Raw genomic sequence first — 22272 nt, 5'->3', positions numbered from 1 at the left:
TCAGCTCCGCCAATCACCTAAAAGTTCGATTTATTCAACAAAGCCGCGGAGCAATCAAACAAGGCAATATTGAGATCCAGGGTGATAAACGCGAGCTTATTAAGCAATTATTAGAAGCAAAGGGAATGAAAGTTAAACTGGCCGGAGGTTAATCATATTTATAAATAAAGCCAGATAATGAACTGGCTCTATTATGGTTTGTTGGGTGCGATTATTTCTTACCGACTTGGTGACCACTTATACCACCAATAGCACCACCACCTACCGTACCTAATCCACTACCTTCAGTCAGAATAGCACCACCTATACTGCCCATATGCCAGCACCAATAGCGGTATTTTTGTCGCGTTTTGACATATTAGAGCAGGCTGTAATAGACATGAGGGAAATGACAGATATTAACATCAGTAATGTGTGTTTTTTTGAACTCTTCATTCTTCTATGCTATTGATATAATCAATTAAATTCAAATTAACCTAGATAGCAACTTTTTTTAATCAGATTTTTCGGCAAGCTAAAGGAAATTGCAAAAATAATAAAGCCGCTATTCTGTACAGATAGCTTATTATCAGTAAGCTATCTGTGAAATGTCCTTAGGATACCAGTCGTGCAATAATATTGCGGGTTTCCATTCGAACTTCTTCAAGTTGAACATTAATCACATCGTTAAGTTTATGAACAGCAACACCTTTAATAATTATAGCGCCTGCTTCTTGACTACACTGTATTTCTTCTCGCACAGAATGGATAAAAGGTGCCGGAATAAAGGCATTGGCGCCATGGTCGGTTAAACGGATCCGGAGCCCACCTCGAGTAATGTCGGTTATTTCAGCAGCAAAAATAGTGTTAGTTTTGGCGAAAGGTTTTAGATAACGTGCATATAACCAGTCACAGACATCGCGTTCAGCTAAACGATTAGCGCGCTTGCGATCAGTAATTTTTGCCATCAAAGTTTCAGAAGGTTTTGTGATATTATGCTGCTCATGATGGATCATGGCTTTTAAAAAGCGGTGATTGATGATATCTGTATACTTGCGGATAGGGCATGTCCAGGTTGCATAGGCATCAAATCCCAAACCATAATGGGCAGCTGGCGTAGTTTTAATTTCAGCAAAAGCTTGAAAACGGCGTATTCGACTATCTAGAAATTTAGTGGGTTGGTCATATAATAAACGCCATAAACGACAAAATCCTTCAAGTGTTAACAGTGTTTGGGCATTTTGTTCGATATCATGTTCTTGCAAAATGGCAACAACGTTATCAATTTGACTGGGTTCAAAGCCATTATGAACATTAAAAATACCGGTTGCTAATTTATCTTTTAATACTTTTGTTGCACAAAGATTGGCTGCAATCATCGCTTCTTCGACGATACGATTAGCAATCCGCCGTTTCTCTGCCAATATATTCGTGACATTACCATTCTCATCAAGTACAAAGCGATAATTAGGACGCTCTTTAAATACTAATGCATGAGTTAGGCGCCAGGCGGCCCGTTTTTCGCACATTTCATTGAGCAATAAAATTTGCTGTTTGATAATTTCATTTTCTGGTTGCCATTTATCTTGTTGCTGTTCTAGCCAGTCAGAGACATCATCGTATACCAATTTATTTTTTGATTCAACCCATGCCAGGCAAAATTGACTATTATCAGCCAATTGTCCATCTTGTTTAATATCAAATTGACAGACTAGTGCAGGGCGGCGCTCATTAGGACGCAGAGAACACAAATTATCTGATAATTCACGTGGCAACATCGGAATATTGAAGCCAGGTAGGTAATTGGTATAGCAACGTTGTTGGGCAATGGTATCTAACTCACTGTTTACCGGGATATAACTGGTAGGATCGGCAATAGCAACAAATAGACGCAATTGATCATCGCCAATACGCTCTATATAAAGCGCATCATCCATATCTTCGGTACTGGCACTGTCAATGGTAATAAAGTTGCGGTGAGTGAGATCAAGGCGTTCTGCTGTCTGCTCCTCAATGGTACAATTTTGCATTTCCGGCGCTTCGCGCGCTAATTGATGCCGACTCAATGTTACCCACCAAGGGGCAAAATGGTCATCGCCATGGGTAATATATTGGATTATTTCTGCTTGAAATCCGCCTTGATTTTTTAATGGATGACGACGGATTTCTGCTATTACCCAATCATCTTGCATCAAATCATTAGCTAGATGTTGCGCCGAACGACAAAAAATATTTTCTTTTAATACTGGGTGATCGGGTTTCACATAAAGCCGATTATCATTATTTCTTTTTTGAATACGTCCTACAAATCGGGTAAGAAAGGGCTCAATTAATTGTTCTGGTTCAACAATTTCACGATCTTTATTTGTGTGAATGGTGGCGATAATTCGATCACCATGCATTACTTTTTTCATTTGTGGCGGTGGAATGAAATAAGTTTTCGTTCCATCGACCTCAAGAAAACCAAAACCTTTTTCGGTACTTTTGACAATCCCTTCAACACGAGGCGTTTGGGCATGTAATTGCTGTTTTAGCTGCGCTAGCAGCGGGTTATCTTGAAACATACTATCCGTATTTGCGTCGTTAAATTAAAATTTACCCACATTTTGCTCAAGTTGAGTGCTATGGGCAAGCAGAATAATAATATTTGTCACTTCAATAAATGGCATATATAAAGTTGTCTTGAAAATTCGTTAGTTAATCGTTAGGTTGTGGGGTATTGTTTGTCTTTAAATTCACATAAATCTTCAATAATACAAGAGCCACAGCGTGGCTTTCTGGCAATACACGTGTAACGGCCATGTAGTATAAACCAGTGGTGGCAATCCACTTTAAATTCAATCGGCACTACTTTGATTAACTTTTGTTCAACCTCGATAACATTCTTACCTGGGGCAAAATTCGTGCGATTACAAACGCGAAAAATATGGGTATCAACAGCAATTGTTGGCCAGCCGAAGGCGGTGTTCAATACCACATTTGCCGTTTTGCGGCCGACACCGGGTAAGGATTCCAAGGCTTCGCGATTTTCTGGCACCTGGCTATTATATTTCTCAATTAATATCTGACAGGTTTTAATAATATTTTCAGCTTTGGTATTAAATAAGCCAATTGTTTTTATGTAATGCTTTATTTCATTGATGCCTAGGGCTAGCATTTTTTCAACGGTATTTGCAATCTGGTAGAGTTTTGCCGTTGCTTTATTGACACTAATATCGGTAGCTTGAGCGGAAAGTAATACAGAAATAAGTAATTCAAAAGGCGAATTAAAAACAAGCTCCGTTGTTGGTGTTGGATTGTTGTCACGTAAGCGAGTCAGGATGTCTATCCGCTTTTGTTTATTCATATTTTATTTGCTCTCGATCCTTGGCTAAATGATTTTTATTGGGGAAAGCCGCCGATTTTACCGCAGATTGCTGTTGTTTGTGACTAATATATATTTTTACTTTTTCATCGATTAAATATTTACCTGCTAGCATCAAACCTAATCCAATGAAAGCCCCTGGGGGTAATATAGCTAATAAAAAGGGAGAATTAAGATGAATAACTTCAATACGTAATATTTTTGCCCATTCTCCTAACAGCAAATCTGCACCATCAAACAGCGTACCATTACCTAAAATTTCTCGCATGGCACCTAAAAAAAACAGTGCTATCGTGGCACCCGCTCCCATCGCTAAGCCATCAATTGCTGAGTTATAGACATTATTTTTGGCGGCGTAAGCTTCAGCTCGCCCAATAACAATACAGTTAGTAACAATCAGCGGAATAAAAATACCTAAAGATTGATATAAATCAAAAGCATAGGCGTTACTTAACATCTGCACAAAGGAGACGACCGATGCGATAATCATTACATAGATTGGAATACGTATTTCGCTTGGGATCCAATGACGAAAAGTTGAGACGGTAATATTAGTGAAAAACAGCACTAATGTTGTTGCCAGTCCCAATCCTAACGCATTGGTGGCTGTCGAAGAAACCGCTAGCAACGGGCACAGACCTAATAATTGAACCAGTGCTGAATTGTTTTTCCATAATCCTTGGATAAAAAGTTTCTTAGTTTCATTCATTGTAATTAATTTGCGCATGCTGGATAAGTTGATAATTTTTGCGGCACCGACTGTATAAACCAGGCAGCACGCTTAGTGGCATTAATAACTGCTCTTGGTGTAATGGTGGCACCAGTAAATTGGTCAAAATCGCCGCCATCTTTTTTTACCGCCCAATGGGGACTATGTTCTGAGTCAATTTTTTTACCTGAGAAATAGTTGATCCAATTTGAAATACGAATATCAATTTTATCACCTAATCCAGGTGTTTCATGATGTTCAGGTACACGAACACCAAGCACTTTACCATGAAAATCGGCTGCGACTAGCAATTTTATTGCTCCTGAGTAACCATCTGGTGCGATACTTTCTATGATGGCAGCAATCGGTTTTCCCTCTTTTCTGGCAATATAGAGATGATGGGGCAGTTCGCTACCTAATGCTTCATTTTTACTTACTAAGTAACACTCTTTGGTTAAATGATTATCATAAAATTCAGGAGCAATAATTTGATCAAACAGTTTTTGTTGTTGGATAAGTAGCTGGTTATTAATGGTACTTTTGGTGATGGTATAAACCACTGCTGTCAGTCCAGTGGTAGCGGCAGCAAAAACAGCCAATATCAAGCCATGATGTCTAATGGATTTTAGCATAACCACTCCTTATTTATGGCCATAAACACGCGGCTGGCTATAGTGATCAATCAGCGGTACAGCGATATTGGCCAGTAATACCGCAAAAGCAACAGCATCCGGATAACCACCATCAACACGAATGATCCAAATTAATAATCCAATCATTGCACCATAAATAAGACGACCACGCGGTGTAGTTGCCGCCGTAACTGGATCAGTGGCGATAAAAAAGGCACCAAGCATGGTTGCTCCTGAAAACAGATGTATCATAGGAGAAGCGTATTGTGATGGCATAATAAGCCAGCTCAATAATGAGCAGAATATTAGCGTGGCTAAAAATGCCAGCGGAATTTGCCAGCTGATTATTCGGCGATAAAGCATAATAATGCCACCAAACAGATAAGCAATATTAACCCATTGCCAACCGATGCCAGCTAAAGAACCTTGTAAAATAGGTTGTTGCAGTATTTGGCTAATTGAGTGTGTTAGTAAACCCGTTTTAAAGCTATCGAGTGGTGTCGCTTGAGTTACACCATCAAAACCTAACGTTAATTGGTTTAAAGTTGCTCCTGTATCGGTATGGCCGGAAAAAATGACTTGTAGGCTAGCTAAAGTATCGGCATGGATCGATTGAAGCTCTGTCGGCGGTAACCAACTTGTCATTTGAACAGGAAATGAGATCAATAATACCACATAACCTACCATGGCTGGATTAAATGGATTTTGGCCTAATCCGCCATAGATGTGTTTAGCTATTAATATGGCAAAGGCCGTACCTAAAACTACCAGCCACCAGGGTGATAATGTTGGAATACTAATAGCCAATAATAAGGCGGTTACTAAGGCGGAATTATCTTTTAAATGGGTTATAACCGGTAATTTTCGTAGCTGTAAAGCTGCCGCCTCACAAATAAATGCGGTTATGATAGCGAGTAAAATTTGGTAAATCGTTCCACTACCAAAAAAGTAAATTTGGCAGGCAATACCGGGAATGGCAGCAATAACAACCCCCAGCATGAGTTTGCTGGTACTTTGGTTTTCATGCGTAAAGGGTGAAGTCGTCATTTTTAATCGGTTGACCCGACTATTAGTCGGTATTGGTCTGAATTTCATTTTTCAGCTCATATATTGTTCAATTATTAGGGAGTTTTACTCTGCGCATCACGTTTGGCTTTAGCCCGAGCAATAGCGGCGGCAACGGCCGCTTTACGTGGATCAACTGGCTGCTGCTCGCTTGTTGTTTCTGTTGCTACAACTGATTGGCTTTCGGCTGCTTGTCTGGCAGCTTGAATAGTGCGCAGTTGGGCTTTTCTGGCTTGACGCGCTTCAATCGCTGCTTGGTTATTCAATGGTTCAGTTCTACTATTGTCAGCCTGATTTTTTTGTGCATTAATTCGCATTAATGCAGCATTAATTGTGGCTTTGTCGGTTGCTTCGGGCTTAACAGCCGCTTGATGATGCCGTTGCTGATGCAGAATTTTTTCTCGTTCAAGCCGGCTTTTTTTAGCCTCAAACCGTTGCTTAGCATCCGATGTACGTTGTTTTTCTTGAGTAATGGATTTAATTTCAGCCTTTTCTTGTCGATAGTATTGGACCAGTGGAATATTACTTGGGCAAACATAAGCACAAGCACCACATTCTATGCAATCGGATAAATTATATTGTTCCGCTTTTTCATGCTCCTGTCCTCGACTAAACCAATAAAGCTGTTGTGGTAATAAATTAGCTGGACAAGCTTGGGTACAAAGACCACAGCGAATGCAAGCTTCTTCAATATTAGGTTCACCGATTTCTGCTATGGTAGGAGCAAGGATACAGTTGCTAATTTTAACAATAGGAGTGGTTAAATCAGACAAAGTAAAGCCCATTAGTGGCCCTCCCATAATAACCATTTGCTCTGATTGTGGCACCAGACCGACCTGTTGTAATAGAAAATTGATCTGGGTACCCAAACGAACCCAATAATTACCAGGCTTTTGTATAGCATCGCCGGTTAATGTAACCACCCGTTCAATTAATGGTTCTCCATCGATAATGGCTCGTTTAATCGCAAACACAGTACCAACATTTTGCATCAATATACCAATGAACGAAGAGTGAACGCCGCTGGGTATCTCCTTGCCGGTTAATATCTTAGTTAATTGTTTAGCGCCGCCTGAAGGATACTTTGTTGGGATCACTCGTAATTTAATCATAGCTTGTTGGCCTAAAAGTGCTTCTTTTAAGGCGGCTATTGCTGCGGGCTTATTATCTTCAATACCAATCAGGACTTCTTTCGGTTTTAAAATATGTATCAGTATCAGTATACCTTCGATAATCTCATCAGCATGCTCCTGCATTAATCGATCATCGGCGGTTATATAAGGTTCACACTCTGCGGCATTGATAATTAACGTATTAATTAACTTATTGCCATTTTTCAACTTTGTTGCCGTCGGAAAGCCTGCGCCGCCTAATCCTGCTATACCGGCTTGCTCAATATGTGACAATAAGACTTTAGCAGAATATTGTAAGTAGTTGGGTAGAGGTTTGCGCTCACACCATTGATCTTTACTATCTGGCTGTAATCGAATACAAAGCTCTTTTAGGCCGGAGGGGTGTGCGGTTATATGAGGGGCTATGTCAGTAATAGTACCTGAAGTCGTAGCATGGACAGGGATCTGACGATCACAACCTTTAGTTAATGCTTGTCCTTTTAAAACATAGTCATTGGTTTTAACAATGATATCACCCGCTGAGCCTACATGTTGCTGAATAGTAATAATCAATTCATTAGCTAAAGGGAGCGTAACTAACGGAACTTGGCTTGATTGTATTTTCATTTCAGGCGGATGTATGCCACCTGAAAAAGACCAAATTTTTTCTTTATTTGACGTAAGTTTTTTGAAAAAGTTAAACATTTGCTTGCTCCTTGCTAGCAAATGTAACGGTCGGTGTTGAGTTCGATGATGTAGTAATATTTTTTACTGGAATAGTGGTGAGATCCCATTTCCAGTTTTTGATGGTGGTTTTTATTGGTAGCATCGTAATACAGTCTGTTGGGCAAGGGGCAACACAAAGATCACAACCGGTACAGAGATCTTCTACCACTGTATGCATAGCGCGCGTTGCTCCAATAATTGCATCAACGGGGCAAGCCTGAATACATTTAGTGCAGCCAATACAGTTGGCTTCATCAATAAAAGCAACTTTTCGTTCTGGTGTTAATTTATCTTCATCAAGCGCTTGTGGCTCTACACTAAGTAATTCGGCAATTTTTAACATAGCTTGTTCGCCGCCGGGCGCGCACTTATTTATGGTTTCACCATTATTGGCAATTGCTTCGGCATATGGGCGACAACCTGGATAGCCACATTGGCCACACTGGCTTTGTGGTAAAATATGATCAATTTTTTCTACTATTGGATCGTCTTCTACTTTAAAGCGAAGCACGGCAAATCCTAAAATAAGACCAAAAATAAGGCCAAATCCGGCAATAACACCGATTGCAATTAATAAAGTACTCATTAGAATTTTACCAAACCACTAAATCCCATAAATGCTAAAGACATTAGGCCGGCTGTAATGAGACCAATCGATGAACCGCGAAAGGGAGCCGGAACATTTGCCACTGCGATACGTTCACGGATGGCACAAAATAGCACCATTACTAAAGAAAATCCTACTGCAGCAGCAAAACCGTAAACGGCAGATTGTAAAAAATTATGTGATTGATTGATATTCAATAAAGCGACACCAAGAACTGCACAGTTTGTGGTAATTAACGGTAAAAAAATACCTAAAAGACGGTATAGTGTCGGGCTGGTTTTGCGTACCACCATTTCAGTAAATTGAACAACAACAGCAATAACTAATATAAAGCTTAAAGTACGTAAATAGATTAAATCTAACGGTATTAGAACCAATGTATCCATTAGCCATGAACAGATGGATGCTAAAGTCATCACAAATGTTGTAGCAAATCCCATACCAATAGCGGTTTCTAGTTTTTTAGAAACCCCCATAAAAGGGCATAATCCAAGAAATTTTACCAGCACGAAATTATTTACCAAAACGGTAGCGATAAATAATAAAAAATAATCTGTCATCTGAACGCCTAAATTTTTTATTTAGTCAGTCGAAGTTGTAAACCTAAATGGTCGGCTATGATAGCAACTGATAGTCATATAGGTTATCGATCTTGTGTGAAAGTCAATTTTAGTCAGTTAATGATTTTTAAGAAAATGAAAAATAGTGATTGCAGCTAAAAAATAAAAAGGTACGCTAAATAATATGCATCGGCTGGTCTGGTTGTAATATATGGTTTTAAGTTTGATATGTCATTGTTTTAAGGGGTAGTTATGAATAAACCGATTAAGGTTGGTTTGATTGGTTACGGTTTTGCCTGTAAAACCTTTCATGTTCCTTTTATTACCACAATAGAAGGATTTCAATTATCAGCTATTGTAAGTAGTTATGAACAAAAAGTAAAAAAAGATTGGCCTAATGTCCCTGTTTTTGCTTCACTTGAACAACTTTTGGCTGAGCAGCCAGAAGTCTCTTTGATTGTTATTCCAACACCAAATAAAACTCATTTCCCATTGGCTAAACAAGCACTCGAAGCCGGTAAACATGTAATCGTCGATAAACCGTTTACCTTGACTGTGCAAGAAGCTGTAACGTTACATCAATTAGCGCAAACAAAAGGTAAGTTATTATCTGTTTATCACAATCGCCGCTGGTACTCAGGTTTTTTAACGGTGAAATCGTTGCTAGAAAATCAAATATTGGGTGAGCTAAAATATTATGAATCGCATTTTGATCGTTATCGGCCTGATGTGCGTCAACGGTGGCGAGAGTCAAAAGAGGCGGGCAGTGGTCTATGGTATGATTTGGCTCCTGACATGCTTGATCAAGTATTGCAACTTTTTGGCCAACCTTAAAGGTTGTTTTACATGCCACCACCATCGCAGCAGCAGAGTCGCCGATTTATCTACTACATGGTATGGAAGGCAGTTATGTAAAATATGGTCTCGATCCACAAGAAGAGTGTTTAAAAGCAGGGCAATTACCAACAGCAAAAGATTGGGGTAAGGATAGTCACGATGGAAATGTGACGTTGTTACAAAATGGTGAGCTAATCGTTAAGCCATTAGAAACTAAACCGGGTAATTATGGTCTCTATTATCGTGCTATTCGTCAGGCAATTACTAATGGTGCACCTAATCCAGTTAGCGCCGAAGAAGCTATTTTGGTGATGAAATTGATTGAAGCGGGAATCGAGTCGGCAAAAATGCAACACACAGTAGAGCTGGCGCTTTAATTTTATTCATTTTGTCTATTCATATTTTTAAATATTAAAGGAAGCGTTATGTGTTGGTGGCGTCGTTTACAAATTGATTATTTTTTGCTGTTTATGTTAATGACTATAATGCTTGCTTCCTTTTTTCCTTGTCAAGGTAAGGTGAAAATCGTCTTTCAACATTTAACGACTATAGCCATTGAGTTACTTTTTTTTCTCCATGGCGCAAAACTTTCACGCCAGGCTATTTTTGCCGGTATCGGTCATTGGCGATTACATCTGCTAATTTTTTGCAGTACCTTTATTTTGTTTCCGATTATTGGCTTAGCGTTAAAGCCGTTAGTACCTGAGTGGATGTCACCGACTGTTTATATCGGATTTCTTTACCTTTGCGCCTTACCTGCGACAGTGCAGTCTGCGATTGCGTTTACTTCTGTTGCCGGCGGCAATATTGCTGCTGCCATTTGTAGCGCATCAGCTTCCAGTTTGTTAGGGGTGTTTTTGTCGCCAATATTAGTCAGTTTCTTAATAGATATTGATAATCATCAACAGATTGAGTTGTTGTCAAATATTGGGGCTATTTTATTGCAAATTATGCTGCCATTTATATTAGGCCATTACTGGTACAATGGATTAATCGCTATCGAAAATTAATTACTATTTCTGATCGTTCATCTATTTTATTAGTGGTTTATGTCGCTTTTAGTGAGGCGGTTATTGAAGGGATATGGTATAAAGTTGATGGCTGGTCGCTATTAATGATTGCGATTGTTAGCGGTTTTTTACTTGCTATAGTGATTTTATTTAATATTTACACCGCTCGTTATTTTGGTTTTAGTAAAGCCGATGAGATCACAATAGTATTTTGTGGCTCTAAGAAAAGTTTAGTTAATGGTGTCCCTATGGCTAATATACTTTTTCCTGCTCATCTAGTGGGTATTCTTTTACTGCCGGTGATGATTTTTCATCAAATTCAATTAATGGTATCTATTGGCACAACGCTACGCTAAAAAAGTCGTTAATATGAAAATTATACAGCTTATTTAATTGATGATACATAGCCATTTAATTTAACTCTCTCATTTTGTGTCTTTTCTTCACATTGCATTGGCTTAACTTGTAGTAGTTTTTGGCTCAATAGAAAGGGGCAAACAGGTAAAGACAAGCTTTCAGTTGAATGTAAGTTTTTTGGCGATCCTTGTAGGGCGACACTTTCTATCGTGGAATTATATTCCTGATTAAGTCGTGAATTGAGATGATAATTCTTTATTTGAATTGAACTGTCAAGATTTAAACGGCTTTGTTGAATAAATCAGAATTAGCCGCCAGGATGGCTCCCTCTGCTACACCTATTATCCGATCCTGACGCTGTGTGGCATACCCAACAACGTCATACGGTTCAGCGCTTTGACCATCGCCATTGCTTCACCTACCTGAGCCTCATAGTCACGCAGCCTCAGATGGCCACCCAGCAAAGTTTTTATGCGGAACATCGCTGTTTCTGCCACTGAACGCCGGTGATAACCCACTTTCTTTTTCCACATATCATTACTCCTGCTCAGACGCTGATTCGCCACCGCATGGTTACGTTCATGGTACTTGTCCGGCCAGTATTTCGCTCCGCTTCGCGGCGGGATAAGGGGCCTGATTTTCTTTCTTAGCAACGCATCGTGGCAGTAACAGGCGTCATAAGCACCGTCTGCTGACACTTCCCTGATTTTCCGGTGGGTTTGGTTAATCAGGCCCGGCAGTGCCTGCGCATCTGTCGTTCCGCTGAGCGATAAGTCGGCACAGATAATCTCATGATTCACACTGTCTGCTGCCAGATGAAGCTTGCGCCACACTCTTCGTCTGTCAGCCCCATGCTGCCTGACTTTCCATTCACCTTCGCCAAAGACCTTCAGACCGGTACTGTCGATGACCAGATGCGAGATTTCACCACGCGTTGGCGTTTTTATGCTGATGTTGACGCTCTTTGCTCGTCTGCTGACCAGCGAGTAGTCCGGACAGCACAGCGGCAAAGACATGAGTTTAAAAATCGAATCAACGAAGCCCTGTAATGCCCGGAGCGACAGGTTAAACACACGCTTCATCATCAGGACAGTGGTAACAGCCATATCGCTGTAGTAAAGCGGCCGGCCACGACCTTCAGGCGAAGAACTGTCAGTCCATCCAGCGATGGCCGACTCATCAAGCCAGACCGTCAGGGAACCGCGTTGTCTGAGTGCCTTGTTGTACGCGGGCCAGTTGGTAATTTTAAACTTTTGCTTTGCCATGGGGACCTGATGTTGAAACGAATTTAGCGATCAGCTCCGCCAATCACCTAAAAGTTCGATTTATTCAACAAAGCCGATTTAAACGTAACATGAGTTGGTGATAAAATTTAGCCTTACTTGAATCAATTTTAGTTGAAATATGAATATTATTTTTTACAAAACAGTTTTTTATTTTTTTTATTTTACTAGTTAATGAGTTTGTTTTTAGCTGATTATGTTGCTGGCTAGGTTTTATTAAAGGTCGATCTTTTATGATATTAATTTTATTCAACATAGAAACCCTCAGTATTAAAAATTGATACAAAAGAGCCAGTATCTTAACTGGCTTTTGTCATTTTACTAAGGTTTAATTTGATTGCGGGGTAGTTTTCGGCGTTGTTGCAGGCTGAGCCGATGGATTGTCCATCAAGCCAATATTAATTAAAAACTCAACTAATTTAAATGATTGATTATTCATCTTCAGTTCGTCACCGGCGTAATGAATATCCAGCGTCATATTATCTTTGGTTACCAGCATCCATGGCAAAATTGGTCTATCTTCATTCAATTGTGCTTTTTTCTCATCACTTAGGAAGTATTCTGTTGGTGATGTAAAGACATTTTGCTTAGCTGAACTTTCAAATTCACTAATTTGTGTAGTTGCTTTCTGACTAAATAATGTTTTTTGTTCCGGGGTAGTTACTTTATCATCTGAGCCTAGTATTTCTGTTTGGGTAAGCATTTCTATCAACATCGATTTTGATAAATTAACATTGATATTAAAATGATTGAATAGTGCTTTAATGACCTGATCGTATTGGTTATTTTGGCTATAAACAGAGAGTTGATTCAATGTCCAAGGCTTCATATCGATATCTATTTTGATATCGCTTTGACCGGCACTATTTTTCCAATAAAAAGGTTCGATGACAATTCTCGGACTATTCTTCAACAAGCTAGGTAAGTTCTCAACTAATAACTGGGCGAAAATAGTATCTGCATTATAAAGAGGGTTGCCATTTGCTAAGTTGTGAGCAATTTCATCATTATAACTTTTTAGGAAATTACCAAACGCTTTAGCATCCATTCTTTCGATTAATAACGTAAGTTCTCCAGAACCTAAGTTTTGTTCTTTAGCGATAAGATCATTAATGCTATAAGAAATTTTACCGTCAATGCTATCGTCTTTTAGTACAGAATCTAAGTTAATAGCAAAGTGTTTAAATGAAAATTTAATGTCATCGCTATTAACATTAATATCGGAAATATTAAGCGTCTGTTTGCCGGAGTAGAAATTAAACGGAGTCAGTGATAAATCACTTTGGATATTGAGCCCTTTAAGGATCATGCTTTCCGTTTTCTCTTTATTGCCGATAACAAAATTATCACTAACAACGGAAATTTTTATATCTTTAAGATCGGTATTGCCCACATAATTAATTGCACCACCGCTAAAAGTTATATTTTTTCCATAAGGATTACCGTCTAGTGGACTTAAATTTAAATTTGCATCTAGGCCTTCATTAAAACCGACGTCAACATCACCAGTTATGAATGCTGGCTCCTGAGTATATTTGAATAGTTCTTCAGTGGTTGCATTTTTAACCAGTTCAATAGTGGTTGAGGCTAATCTTGGTAACAGATTAAGTTTAACTATTTTGTTAATAGGAAAGGGGCCATGAAAGATTTTTGTGGCAAACTTAACAATGGTCTTTTTTCTTTCGCTGCTCTCTTTTATATCAATAATGATGTCTGCGTTAGAAGTGAAAATTCCTCGCTGATAATTTTCTGTTTTAACATTAATACCAGCTTCTGGTGCATTATTTTTTAGTGTGGTATTAGTACGTTCAATGAAAGTATCAAACTCTCCCTCAATTTTTTTTCCGGTATACCAAGAGCTAATTGTCCAAATTACGGCAACAATTACAATGACGCCTACAGCTACTAACGATTTCTTCATATATCCATCCCTAAAGGATTTTAGCGGGTAAAAGTGATCAAATTTAATAAAATATATTATATACAGCTTTGCATGTATTTTAATTTTTGCTAATAATTAAAAACTCTGGCCAGTTTACCTTTTCCATTGAGCATAATTTGTCTTTCGGATGCAGATATAAATATTGATTCCCCAGATAGGATCTCGTCAGTTTGATTTTCTGAGGTGATAGATATCTTACCTTCAACACAAAATAAAATCGTGGCAGAATTGTTTGCTATCGTAGTCAATTGATTATCAATTAGATATAAGGAAAAAGCAAAATCATCTACCGGAATAGGATAACAAAATTCATTATTATGTATATTCGGTTGTAGCAATAATGTGTCGCAGGATTTGGCAATGAAATCTAAATTAGCCAGTAATTCAGCAATATCAATATGTTTGTTAGTTAATCCCGCGCGCAGTACATTGTCAGAATTGGCCATTACTTCTAAACCAACACCTTCAATATAAGCATGCGGCGTTCTGGCATAGAGAAACATCGCTTCACCTTGTTGTAATTCAATAATATTCAGTAACAATGGTGCAAATAATCCATTATCTTCAGGGTATAATGGCAACATTTTCTCTATAGTGTTCCAAGGTTCCCCTTTTTCTTGCTGTAGAACAGATTTTAAGGCTGCAAGTAGCTGCTGCTTTTCTTTTGTTGTCAGGCTTAACAAATGTTTAAAAAGTTGTGCCAGTTGAGTTTCTGTTGGGGTATTTAAAAATAGTTGAATAACTGGTGAAGCTTCGGCAATCGGCAGCAATAAATTAGTGATCTTCTTTAAAGGGCGAAATGAATTAAGCGCTTTGAAAGGTGTTAAAGCATAAATAAATTCAGGCTTATGATTATCGTCTTTATAATTACGATTAGGGCAATCGAGCGCAATTCCTGCTGCGTTTTCACGCTTAAACCCAACTTCGGCAGCAATTTTATCTGGGTGTACCTGGATAGAAAGTGGTTGAGCTGCGCAGAGCACTTTGAATAAAAAAGGTAATCGATGAAATTTTTGAGCAATTTTTTCACCGAGATAATAGCTTGGATCGGTTGCGATTAGTTTATCTAACGATATTTTTTGCTGGCTATTTAAATCTGCAACCATAGAGCTGGCTTTAGGATGTGCTCCCATCCATAATTCAGCCATCGGTAAATCCTGAGGATTTTTGATATGGTAAAGCTTAGTTAGGGCATCTTTACTACCCCAATCATAGTGTTGAATTTTATTGATCATTTTAAACATATAATACTGCTCTTAGTTGATAAAAATTTATTTTTAACTGTAATGCAATAAACTCGCTTATCTCTCACATGTTAAATTAAAAATAGTGCATGATTTCAAGTACAATCAGTTTATCTGCAAAGATGGATTATGCATATCCAATTATTTTATGCTAAGGAGATAATAATAATGTCAGAATATCGCATTGAAAAAGACTCAATGGGTGAAATTAAAGTCCCAGCAGATAGGCTATGGGGCGCTCAAACGCAACGTTCGCTACACCATTTCCATATCTCAGTGGAAAAAATGCCTGTTGCCTTGATCCATGCATTGGCATTAACTAAAAAAGCAGCAGCTGAAGTAAATAGCGATTTAGGTTTGATAGCAAAGGATAAGGCTAATGCTATTATCGCCGCAGCTGATGAAGTCTTAGCGGATAAGCATATGGCTGAATTTCCATTAGCAGTCTGGCAGACCGGCTCTGGTACGCAAACTAACATGAATATAAATGAAGTATTGGCGAACAGAGCGAGTGAAATTTTAGGTGGGAAAAGAGGCCAGCAGCGCTTAATTCACCCGAATGATGATGTAAATAAAAGCCAGAGTTCTAATGATGTATTTCCTACTGCAATGCATGTAGCTGCTGTTATTGCTTTACATCAACATCTGTTACCTAGATTAAAAGAACTACAAACTATTTTTAAGCAAAAATCTGATGCCTTTAATGATATTGTCAAAATTGGCCGTACGCATCTTCAAGATGCAACACCATTAACGTTAGGCCAAGAAATATCAGGGTGGGGAGCAATGCTAGCTCATAATGTCCGCCATATCGAAGAGAGTATTCCGCATCTATCTGAACTGGCATTAGGCGGAACGGCGGTGGGTACCGGTTTAAATACCCATCCTGAATATGCCATTAAAGTTGCCAGTAAAATTGCAAAATTATCCGGCCTACCATTTGTCACTGCGCCTAATAAATTTGAATCTTTAGCTACTTGTGATGCTTTAGTTCATGCCCATGGTGCTTTAAAAGGTTTAGCAGCTTCATTAATGAAAATCGCTAATGATGTAAGGTGGTTAGCATCAGGTCCGCGTTGTGGCATTGGTGAAATTATGATCCCAGAAAATGAACCTGGTAGTTCGATAATGCCAGGAAAAGTTAATCCGACTCAGTGTGAAGCTTTAACTATGCTTTGTGCTCAGGTTATGGGGAATGATGTTGCTATTAATATTGGTGGAGCATCAGGTAATTTTGAACTCAATGTTTTCCGCCCTATGATTATTGATAATTTTTTACAATCAATTCGTTTATTGGCGGATGGTATGCTTAGTTTTAATGATCATTGCGCTAAAGGTATTGAGCCTAATCGCCAACGGATAGATAAATTATTACATGAATCATTAATGCTAGTTACTGCACTAAATACGCATATTGGTTATGATAAAGCCGCTGAAATTGCTAAAAAAGCACATAAAGAAGGATTGACGCTGAAGCAAGCAGCATTAAAACTGGCTTATTTAACAGCCGAAGAGTGTGATATTTGGGTGCGACCTGAAAATATGGTTAGTAGTATGATAAAGTAGTTTTTATATTTATAAAAAAAGAAAACCGAGTTAATAATCTCGGTTTTTTTACTTAAATTTCTTGATAAAGATGTAATCGAGCAATAATTAATTTTAGTTTTTTATTTTTTGGCTTATGTTTTATTTTTATATTATTAATATCATAGTCAGTAAGCGTACCTAATGTTGTCAAATGGTTTGTATCACTACTAAATGATAACAGTGGAAGAGGGCAAGCGTATTGTACTTGTTGTTTTTCATTCGCGTACCAAACTCTGGCAATCGGCTGAACTTTTACGGGGCGTTGTATTTTTAATATGGCAGCATTAGAGATGCTATTTAAGTCCTGGATCTCTTTTTCAATTAAAGTACGCCATTGTTGTTTAGTATATGCCGACATTGCTTTTTCAGATTGATAGTTTTTATGTAATCGCTCAAGGATTTGCTCTTTTGTTACTTTATTGACGATATTTTTATTGGCCTAGCCAAAATTAATGCTACTAGGTGACTCAACATAATTGATTTTACGATAGGCATTCAGAGTAATTAAGCCATGTAATTGTTGGTGAATAAATTCAAATCGTTGCTCTTTTTTTATCCCAGATTGATGAGTGACAATATTTTTTAATTCTGTTTTTAACTTATTAATTGTTTCCAGTTGCTGTTTGATGCCTAAATCATTTTCTACTGAAAGATTAAAACATAGGGCACCAGGTAACCTTATTGCAGTTTTATTACTAATGTGTTGCGGGCTATCATGAATAAATAATCGATTGTAGTTTGTTAATGCTAAGTTTAAGGCAGCTTTTCCTGTCAAAGTGCTAATTGCTATTTGGTTAATATCATTATTTTCTTCTCCTTTCTTGTTGTTCTCAAAAGGTAATTAATAAAACTTATAAAACTATTTTTTACTCTTTTCGTTTGTTTTTGTACTAAAAGCGTTGCCTCAAATATGCAACATTCGATATCACCAGCAAATTTTTTTCAGTTTTCAAATATTATTATCTATTATCAACAATTATTAGCTTCCAATCCGTTAAAATATTCTATATATAGGCAGGAGACAATAGGCGACATATAACTTATAAAATACAAAATGGTATCTCAAGAGTGGTCACCTGAAAAACGGCTTTGTTGAATAAATCAGAATTAGCCGCCAGGATGGCTCCCTCTGCTACAGCTGTTATCCGATCCTGACGCTGTGTGGCATACCCAACAACGTCATACGGTTCAGCGCTTTGACCATCGCCATTGCTTCACCTACCTGAGCCTCATAGTCACGCAGCCTCAGATGGCCACCCAGCAAAGTTTTTATGCGGAACATCGCTGTTTCTGCCACTGAACGCCGGTGATAACCCACTTTCTTTTTCCACATATCATTACTCCTGCTCAGACGCTGATTCGCCACCGCATGGTTACGTTCATGGTACTTGTCCGGCCAGTATTTCGCTCCGCTTCGCGGCGGGATAAGGGGCCTGATTTTCTTTCTTAGCAACGCATCGTGGCAGTAACAGGCGTCATAAGCACCGTCTGCTGACACTTCCCTGATTTTCCGGTGGGTTTGGTTAATAAGGCCCGGCAGTGCCTGCGCATCTGTCGTTCCGCTGAGCGATAAGTCGGCACAGATAATCTCATGAGTCACACTGTCTGCTGCCAGATGAAGCTTGCGCCACACTCTTCGTCTGTCAGCCCCATGCTGCCTGACTTTCCATTCACCTTCGCCAAAGACCTTCAGACCGGTACTGTCGATGACCAGATGCGAGATTTCACCACGCGTTGGTGTTTTTATGCTGATGTTGACGCTCTTTGCTCGTCTGCTGACCAGCGAGTAGTCCGGACAGCACAGCGGCAAAGACATGAGTTTAAAAATCGAATCAACGAAGCCCTGTAATGCCCGGAGCGACAGGTTAAACACACGCTTCATCATCAGGACAGTGGTAACAGCCATATCGCTGTAGTAAAGCGGCCGGCCACGACCTTCAGGCGAAGAACTGTCAGTCCATCCAGCGATGGCCGACTCATCAAGCCAGACCGTCAGGGAACCGCGTTGTCTGAGTGCCTTGTTGTACGCGGGCCAGTTGGTAATTTTAAACTTTTGCTTTGACATGGGGACCTGATGTTGAAACGAATTTAGCGATCAGCTCCGCCAATCACCTAAAAGTTCGATTTATTCAACAAAGCCCTGAAAAACTAGTTTCCCCACAAACATGTCGTCATAATCTTGATATATACATTCCTACAATACCGAAGCCTAAATATGCTCTTATTATAATTATAATAAATAGTGGAGATAGTTATAATAATAAGAATTTTTCACCAGATTTTAATAAAAAAATGCTGATTGATATTACAGAAAGAACTAATGTTATTGTTATTTCAATTAATAATATCGTAAATAACTACGTTATATCGAATGATGACAAGACATTTCTTAATGAAAATGATCAGCAATATGATTTTATTGCCCGGAACTGGTCGTTATTTATGAATAATCCTGAAAGAAGGGTATTACCATTAGATATACCTATGACTGCCGTTGTTTTACAAACTATTCGGTTTACTAAACAAGAATTAAAAAAATGGAACATCAAAAAATTTATTGTCTCTGGTGTGTCAGCTCAAGGATTTACTGCATGGTTAGCATCTATTGGGCTTTGTTGAATAAATCAGAATTAGCCGCCAGGATGGCTCCCTCTGCTACACCTGTTATCCGATCCTGACGCTGTGTGGCATACCCAACAACGTCATACGGTTCAGCGCTTTGACCATCGCCATTGCTTCACCTACCTGAGCCTCATAGTCACGCAGGCTCAGATGGCCACCCAGCAAAGTTTTTATGCGGAACATCGCTGTTTCTGCCACTGAACGCCGGTGATAACCCACTTTCTTTTTCCACATATCATTACTCCTGCTCAGACGCTGATTCGCCACCGCATGGTTACGTTCATGGTACTTGTCCGGCCAGTATTTCGCTCCGCTTCGCGGCGGGATAAGGGGCCTGATTTTCTTTCTTAGCAACGCGTCGTGGCAGTAACAGGCGTCATAAGCACCGTCTGCTGACACTTCCCTGATTTTCCGGTGGGTTTGGTTAATCAGGCCCGGCAGTGACTGCGCATCTGTCGTTCCGCTGAGCGATAAGTCGGCACAGATAATCTCATGAGTCACACTGTCTGCTGCCAGATGAAGCTTGCGCCACACTCTTCGTCTGTCAGCCCCATGCTGCCTGACTTTCCTTTCACCTTCGCCAAAGACCTTCAGACCGGTACTGTCGATGACCAGATGCGAGATTTCACCACGCGTTGGCGTTTTTATGCTGATGTTGACGCTCTTTGCTCGTCTGCTGACCAGCGAGTAGTCCGGACAGCACAGCGGCAAAGACATGAGTTTAAAAATCGAATCAACGAAGCCCTGTAATGCCCGGAGCGACAGGTTAAACACACGCTTCATCATCAGGACAGTGGTAACAGCCATATCGCTGTAGTAAAGCGGCCGGCCACGACCTTCAGGCGAAGAACTGTCAGTCCATCCAGCGATGGCCGACTCATCAAGCCAGACCGTCAGGGAACCGCGTTGTCTGAGTGCCTTGTTGTACGCGGGCCAGTTGGTAATTTTAAACTTTTGCTTTGCCATGGGGACCTGATGTTGAAACGAATTTAGCGATCAGCTCCGCCAATCACCTAAAAGTTCGATTTATTCAACAAAGCCGGTTTATCCAAACAAATAAAATGCCGATAAATAATAATTGTTATATTTTTTTATTTATTATTAAATCTAAATTAAATATTTACAATTATTTAAATATATTTTTTTAAATTTTGTGTGATAAAACAAATAATAAAATATATTTATATAAAAATTTTTTAAGTAAAAATAAATATGATTGATACCAAATTATTACGTCAGGAACAGACCACAAAAGCTAAACAAATTATTCTTACAGATAATTTTGCTACCCCTAATCTTATTGCTGGTGCTGATGTTGGATTGGAAGAAAAAGGTACTATAACCCGAGCCGCAATGGTTGTTATGCACTGGCCTTCACTTGCTATTGTTGAATATCATATTGCCCGTATACCGACTGAATTTCCTTATATTCCAGGTTTACTCTCTTTTCGAGAGTATCCTGCATTACTGGCGGTTTGGGAAAAACTGCAACATAAACCCGATCTTATTATGGTTGATGGCCAAGGAATTGCGCATCCTCGTCGTTTTGGAGTAGCTAGTCATTTGGGTCTTTTATTAGATATTCCAACGATAGGTATAGCAAAAAGTCGTCTATGTGGTCACCATGAAGCTTTAGATGAAATAGTGGAAAGCTGCCAACCATTGAATGATAATAATAAGCAAATTGGTTGGGTGTTTCGTAGTAAAAAAAGATGTAAACCACTGTATATCTCACCTGGCCATAAAATCAGTTTAGATGCTTCACTATTATGGGTTAAGCATTGTATTAAAGGTTATCGTTTACCTGAACCTACTCGTTGGGCTGATGGAATCTCTTCTAATAGAGCGTTTTTTAATCGAATGAAACAGAATTTGGCATAATTAAATTTAAAATATGTGGAACCTGTTGATTTTCAGGTAAACTTCGGCGTAAAAGGTAAGTGAGTAGAAATTTAATGTTAAGAAACCCAATTCATTTGCGGTTGGCAAAATTAGATAGTTGGCGGCATATTACTTTCATGGCCTGTTTATGTGAGCGTATGTATCCTAATTATCAATTGTTTTGTAAACAAACGAGCTTTTTAAATCCAATACGTTATCGTATTATTTTAGATTTAATCTGGGAATCACTGATTATTAAAGATAGTAAAATTGATTTTGATAATCAGTTGAAAAAGTTAGAGGAAGTTATTCCCGTCGCAAATGATTTTGATATATACGGAGTTCATCCTGCTATTGATGCATGTATTGCGTTAAGTGAAATAATTCATTCTTACTTAAGTGGGGAAACATTAGAAAGTGCTATTGAAGTAAGTAAAATTTTGATTCGAACTATCGCAATGTTTGAGATGACTCAGACAGGTAAAGAGATGTCTGATGAAGAACTGAAAGAATTGCTTACCATTGAAGAAGAATGGGATATTCAATGGGAGATTTACCGTTTACTTGCCGCTTGTGAAGAGCGGGATGTAGCGCTGATTAAAGGATTAAAATCCGACCTCCGTGAAGTAGGGATCAGCAATATTGGCATTAAGGTTACCTAATTTCCGTTCATAGTGTTTAAAAACGTGCTTTGGTACCATAAATGCTGACTTTTAAAGCTTCACATTCGCCTATACTATGCTCTACAGTGAAGG

Annotated in this window: 19 protein-coding genes and 5 pseudogenes; 8 read left to right on the top strand and 16 right to left on the bottom strand. The window is 38.9% G+C overall.

Annotation, left to right across the window (positions count from 1 at the left end; genetic code table 11):
- Positions 1-47: 47 nt before the first annotated feature.
- A pseudogene (locus E3U36_RS07850) lies at positions 48-152 on the top strand (stress response translation initiation inhibitor YciH); the annotation flags it as partial.
- Positions 153-211: 59 nt separating this feature from the next.
- On the opposite strand, the pseudogene E3U36_RS07845 reads toward E3U36_RS07850, so the two are convergent.
- From E3U36_RS07845 to rsxA, 9 genes and pseudogenes are all read right to left on the bottom strand, one after another.
- Positions 212-405: pseudogene (locus E3U36_RS07845) on the bottom strand (YMGG-like glycine zipper-containing protein).
- Between the two features lie 188 nt (positions 406-593).
- Entirely contained in the window at positions 594-2543 is a 1950-nt protein-coding gene (locus E3U36_RS07840; protein WP_180816138.1) for an exoribonuclease II, read from the bottom strand.
- A gap of 140 nt (positions 2544-2683) precedes the next feature.
- The gene (gene nth, locus E3U36_RS07835; RefSeq protein WP_180816136.1) at positions 2684-3325 is read right to left on the bottom strand and encodes an endonuclease III; all 642 of its coding nucleotides are present in this window, start codon (positions 3323-3325) and stop codon (positions 2684-2686) included.
- Entirely contained in the window at positions 3318-4052 is a 735-nt protein-coding gene (locus tag E3U36_RS07830) for an electron transport complex subunit E (RefSeq protein ID WP_180816134.1), read from the bottom strand. The genes nth and E3U36_RS07830 overlap by 8 nt, the downstream gene beginning before the upstream one ends.
- A 5-nt stretch (positions 4053-4057) precedes the next feature.
- Positions 4058-4684: an electron transport complex subunit RsxG gene (gene rsxG, locus E3U36_RS07825; RefSeq protein WP_180816132.1), complete on the bottom strand. Its 627-nt coding sequence runs from the start codon at positions 4682-4684 to the stop codon at positions 4058-4060.
- 9 nt (positions 4685-4693) lie between these two features.
- On the bottom strand, positions 4694-5779 hold the full coding sequence (gene rsxD, locus E3U36_RS07820) for an electron transport complex subunit RsxD (protein WP_180816130.1): 1086 nt from the start codon (positions 5777-5779) through the stop codon (positions 4694-4696).
- A 26-nt stretch (positions 5780-5805) separates the two neighbouring features.
- Positions 5806-7566 carry an electron transport complex subunit RsxC gene (gene rsxC / locus E3U36_RS07815; protein ID WP_180816128.1) on the bottom strand — a complete coding sequence of 587 codons (1761 nt, stop codon included), beginning with the start codon at positions 7564-7566 and terminating at the stop codon, positions 5806-5808.
- Entirely contained in the window at positions 7559-8173 is a 615-nt protein-coding gene (gene rsxB / locus E3U36_RS07810) for an electron transport complex subunit RsxB (protein ID WP_180816126.1), read from the bottom strand. Before rsxB ends, rsxC begins: the two co-directional genes overlap by 8 nt.
- Positions 8173-8754 carry an electron transport complex subunit RsxA gene (rsxA, locus tag E3U36_RS07805; protein WP_180816124.1) on the bottom strand — a complete coding sequence of 194 codons (582 nt, stop codon included), beginning with the start codon at positions 8752-8754 and terminating at the stop codon, positions 8173-8175. Before rsxA ends, rsxB begins: the two co-directional genes overlap by 1 nt.
- A gap of 252 nt (positions 8755-9006) precedes the next feature.
- Here rsxA and E3U36_RS07800 point away from each other — a divergent pair.
- Positions 9007-9968: pseudogene (locus tag E3U36_RS07800) on the top strand (Gfo/Idh/MocA family oxidoreductase).
- Positions 9969-10016: 48 nt separating this feature from the next.
- Positions 10017-10957, top strand: a pseudogene (locus tag E3U36_RS07795) (bile acid:sodium symporter family protein).
- A 29-nt stretch (positions 10958-10986) separates the two neighbouring features.
- Here the strand turns inward: E3U36_RS07795 and E3U36_RS13555 are convergent.
- The 4 genes from E3U36_RS13555 to manA form a co-directional block, all read right to left on the bottom strand.
- Complete coding sequence (locus E3U36_RS13555; protein WP_500784361.1) at positions 10987-11217, bottom strand: hypothetical protein; 231 nt, start codon at positions 11215-11217, stop codon at positions 10987-10989.
- An 82-nt stretch (positions 11218-11299) separates the two neighbouring features.
- On the bottom strand, positions 11300-12223 hold the full coding sequence (locus E3U36_RS07790; RefSeq protein ID WP_180816122.1) for an IS5 family transposase: 924 nt from the start codon (positions 12221-12223) through the stop codon (positions 11300-11302).
- Between the two features lie 346 nt (positions 12224-12569).
- Entirely contained in the window at positions 12570-14162 is a 1593-nt protein-coding gene (locus tag E3U36_RS07785) for a YdgA family protein (protein WP_180816120.1), read from the bottom strand.
- An 89-nt stretch (positions 14163-14251) separates the two neighbouring features.
- A complete protein-coding gene (gene manA / locus E3U36_RS07780; RefSeq protein ID WP_180816119.1) occupies positions 14252-15427 on the bottom strand; it encodes a mannose-6-phosphate isomerase in 1176 nt (391 codons plus the stop codon).
- 168 nt (positions 15428-15595) lie between these two features.
- Between manA and fumC the strand changes: the two genes are divergently transcribed.
- Positions 15596-16993 carry a class II fumarate hydratase gene (gene fumC, locus E3U36_RS07775; RefSeq protein ID WP_180816117.1) on the top strand — a complete coding sequence of 466 codons (1398 nt, stop codon included), beginning with the start codon at positions 15596-15598 and terminating at the stop codon, positions 16991-16993.
- Positions 16994-17045: 52 nt separating this feature from the next.
- Here the strand turns inward: fumC and tus are convergent.
- Together tus and E3U36_RS07760 are read right to left on the bottom strand one after the other, a co-directional pair.
- Positions 17046-17825 (bottom strand): annotated as a pseudogene (gene tus / locus E3U36_RS12680) (DNA replication terminus site-binding protein); the annotation flags it as partial.
- A 330-nt stretch (positions 17826-18155) separates the two neighbouring features.
- A complete protein-coding gene (locus E3U36_RS07760; protein ID WP_180815895.1) occupies positions 18156-19079 on the bottom strand; it encodes an IS5 family transposase in 924 nt (307 codons plus the stop codon).
- Between E3U36_RS07760 and E3U36_RS07755 the strand changes: the two genes are divergently transcribed.
- Positions 19073-19633 (top strand): PhoPQ-activated protein PqaA family protein, encoded by a 561-nt coding sequence (locus E3U36_RS07755; RefSeq protein ID WP_180816116.1) that lies wholly within the window; start codon positions 19073-19075, stop codon positions 19631-19633. The genes E3U36_RS07760 and E3U36_RS07755 overlap by 7 nt on opposite strands.
- A 45-nt stretch (positions 19634-19678) precedes the next feature.
- Here the strand turns inward: E3U36_RS07755 and E3U36_RS07750 are convergent, their stop codons facing one another.
- Entirely contained in the window at positions 19679-20602 is a 924-nt protein-coding gene (locus E3U36_RS07750) for an IS5 family transposase (protein ID WP_180816115.1), read from the bottom strand.
- Here E3U36_RS07750 and E3U36_RS07745 point away from each other — a divergent pair.
- The 3 genes from E3U36_RS07745 (at position 20596) to E3U36_RS07735 (ending at position 22179) form a co-directional block, all read left to right on the top strand.
- The gene (locus E3U36_RS07745; RefSeq protein WP_180816114.1) at positions 20596-20784 is read left to right on the top strand and encodes a hypothetical protein; all 189 of its coding nucleotides are present in this window, start codon (positions 20596-20598) and stop codon (positions 20782-20784) included. The genes E3U36_RS07750 and E3U36_RS07745 overlap by 7 nt on opposite strands.
- A 64-nt stretch (positions 20785-20848) precedes the next feature.
- Positions 20849-21517, top strand: coding sequence for a deoxyribonuclease V (gene nfi, locus E3U36_RS07740; RefSeq protein WP_180816113.1), 669 nt, complete (start codon positions 20849-20851; stop codon positions 21515-21517).
- Between the two features lie 74 nt (positions 21518-21591).
- Entirely contained in the window at positions 21592-22179 is a 588-nt protein-coding gene (locus E3U36_RS07735; RefSeq protein WP_180817584.1) for a YjaG family protein, read from the top strand.
- Positions 22180-22272 lie beyond the last annotated feature (93 nt).

The sequence above is a fragment of the Arsenophonus endosymbiont of Aphis craccivora genome (assembly GCF_013460135.1).
Classification (GTDB): Bacteria; Pseudomonadota; Gammaproteobacteria; order Enterobacterales; family Enterobacteriaceae; genus Arsenophonus; species Arsenophonus nilaparvatae.
This window is presented reverse-complemented; position numbering and strand designations above follow the sequence as displayed.

Excerpts from the sequence above, each read along its gene's own strand:
- E3U36_RS07840 (WP_180816138.1), bottom strand. The coding sequence starts at position 2,543 with ATGTTTCAAGATAACCCGCTGCTAGCGCAGCTAAAACAGCAATTACAT.
- nth (WP_180816136.1), bottom strand. The coding sequence starts at position 3,325 with ATGAATAAACAAAAGCGGATAGACATCCTGACTCGCTTACGTGACAAC.
- E3U36_RS07830 (WP_180816134.1), bottom strand. The coding sequence starts at position 4,052 with ATGAATGAAACTAAGAAACTTTTTATCCAAGGATTATGGAAAAACAAT.
- rsxG (WP_180816132.1), bottom strand. The coding sequence starts at position 4,684 with ATGCTAAAATCCATTAGACATCATGGCTTGATATTGGCTGTTTTTGCT.
- rsxD (WP_180816130.1), bottom strand. The coding sequence starts at position 5,779 with ATGAAATTCAGACCAATACCGACTAATAGTCGGGTCAACCGATTAAAA.
- rsxC (WP_180816128.1), bottom strand. The coding sequence starts at position 7,566 with ATGTTTAACTTTTTCAAAAAACTTACGTCAAATAAAGAAAAAATTTGG.
- rsxB (WP_180816126.1), bottom strand. The coding sequence starts at position 8,173 with ATGAGTACTTTATTAATTGCAATCGGTGTTATTGCCGGATTTGGCCTT.
- rsxA (WP_180816124.1), bottom strand. The coding sequence starts at position 8,754 with ATGACAGATTATTTTTTATTATTTATCGCTACCGTTTTGGTAAATAAT.
- E3U36_RS07790 (WP_180816122.1), bottom strand. The coding sequence starts at position 12,223 with ATGGCAAAGCAAAAGTTTAAAATTACCAACTGGCCCGCGTACAACAAG.
- E3U36_RS07785 (WP_180816120.1), bottom strand. The coding sequence starts at position 14,162 with ATGAAGAAATCGTTAGTAGCTGTAGGCGTCATTGTAATTGTTGCCGTA.
- manA (WP_180816119.1), bottom strand. The coding sequence starts at position 15,427 with ATGTTTAAAATGATCAATAAAATTCAACACTATGATTGGGGTAGTAAA.
- fumC (WP_180816117.1), top strand. The coding sequence starts at position 15,596 with ATGTCAGAATATCGCATTGAAAAAGACTCAATGGGTGAAATTAAAGTC.
- E3U36_RS07760 (WP_180815895.1), bottom strand. The coding sequence starts at position 19,079 with ATGTCAAAGCAAAAGTTTAAAATTACCAACTGGCCCGCGTACAACAAG.
- E3U36_RS07750 (WP_180816115.1), bottom strand. The coding sequence starts at position 20,602 with ATGGCAAAGCAAAAGTTTAAAATTACCAACTGGCCCGCGTACAACAAG.
- nfi (WP_180816113.1), top strand. The coding sequence starts at position 20,849 with ATGATTGATACCAAATTATTACGTCAGGAACAGACCACAAAAGCTAAA.
- E3U36_RS07735 (WP_180817584.1), top strand. The coding sequence starts at position 21,592 with ATGTTAAGAAACCCAATTCATTTGCGGTTGGCAAAATTAGATAGTTGG.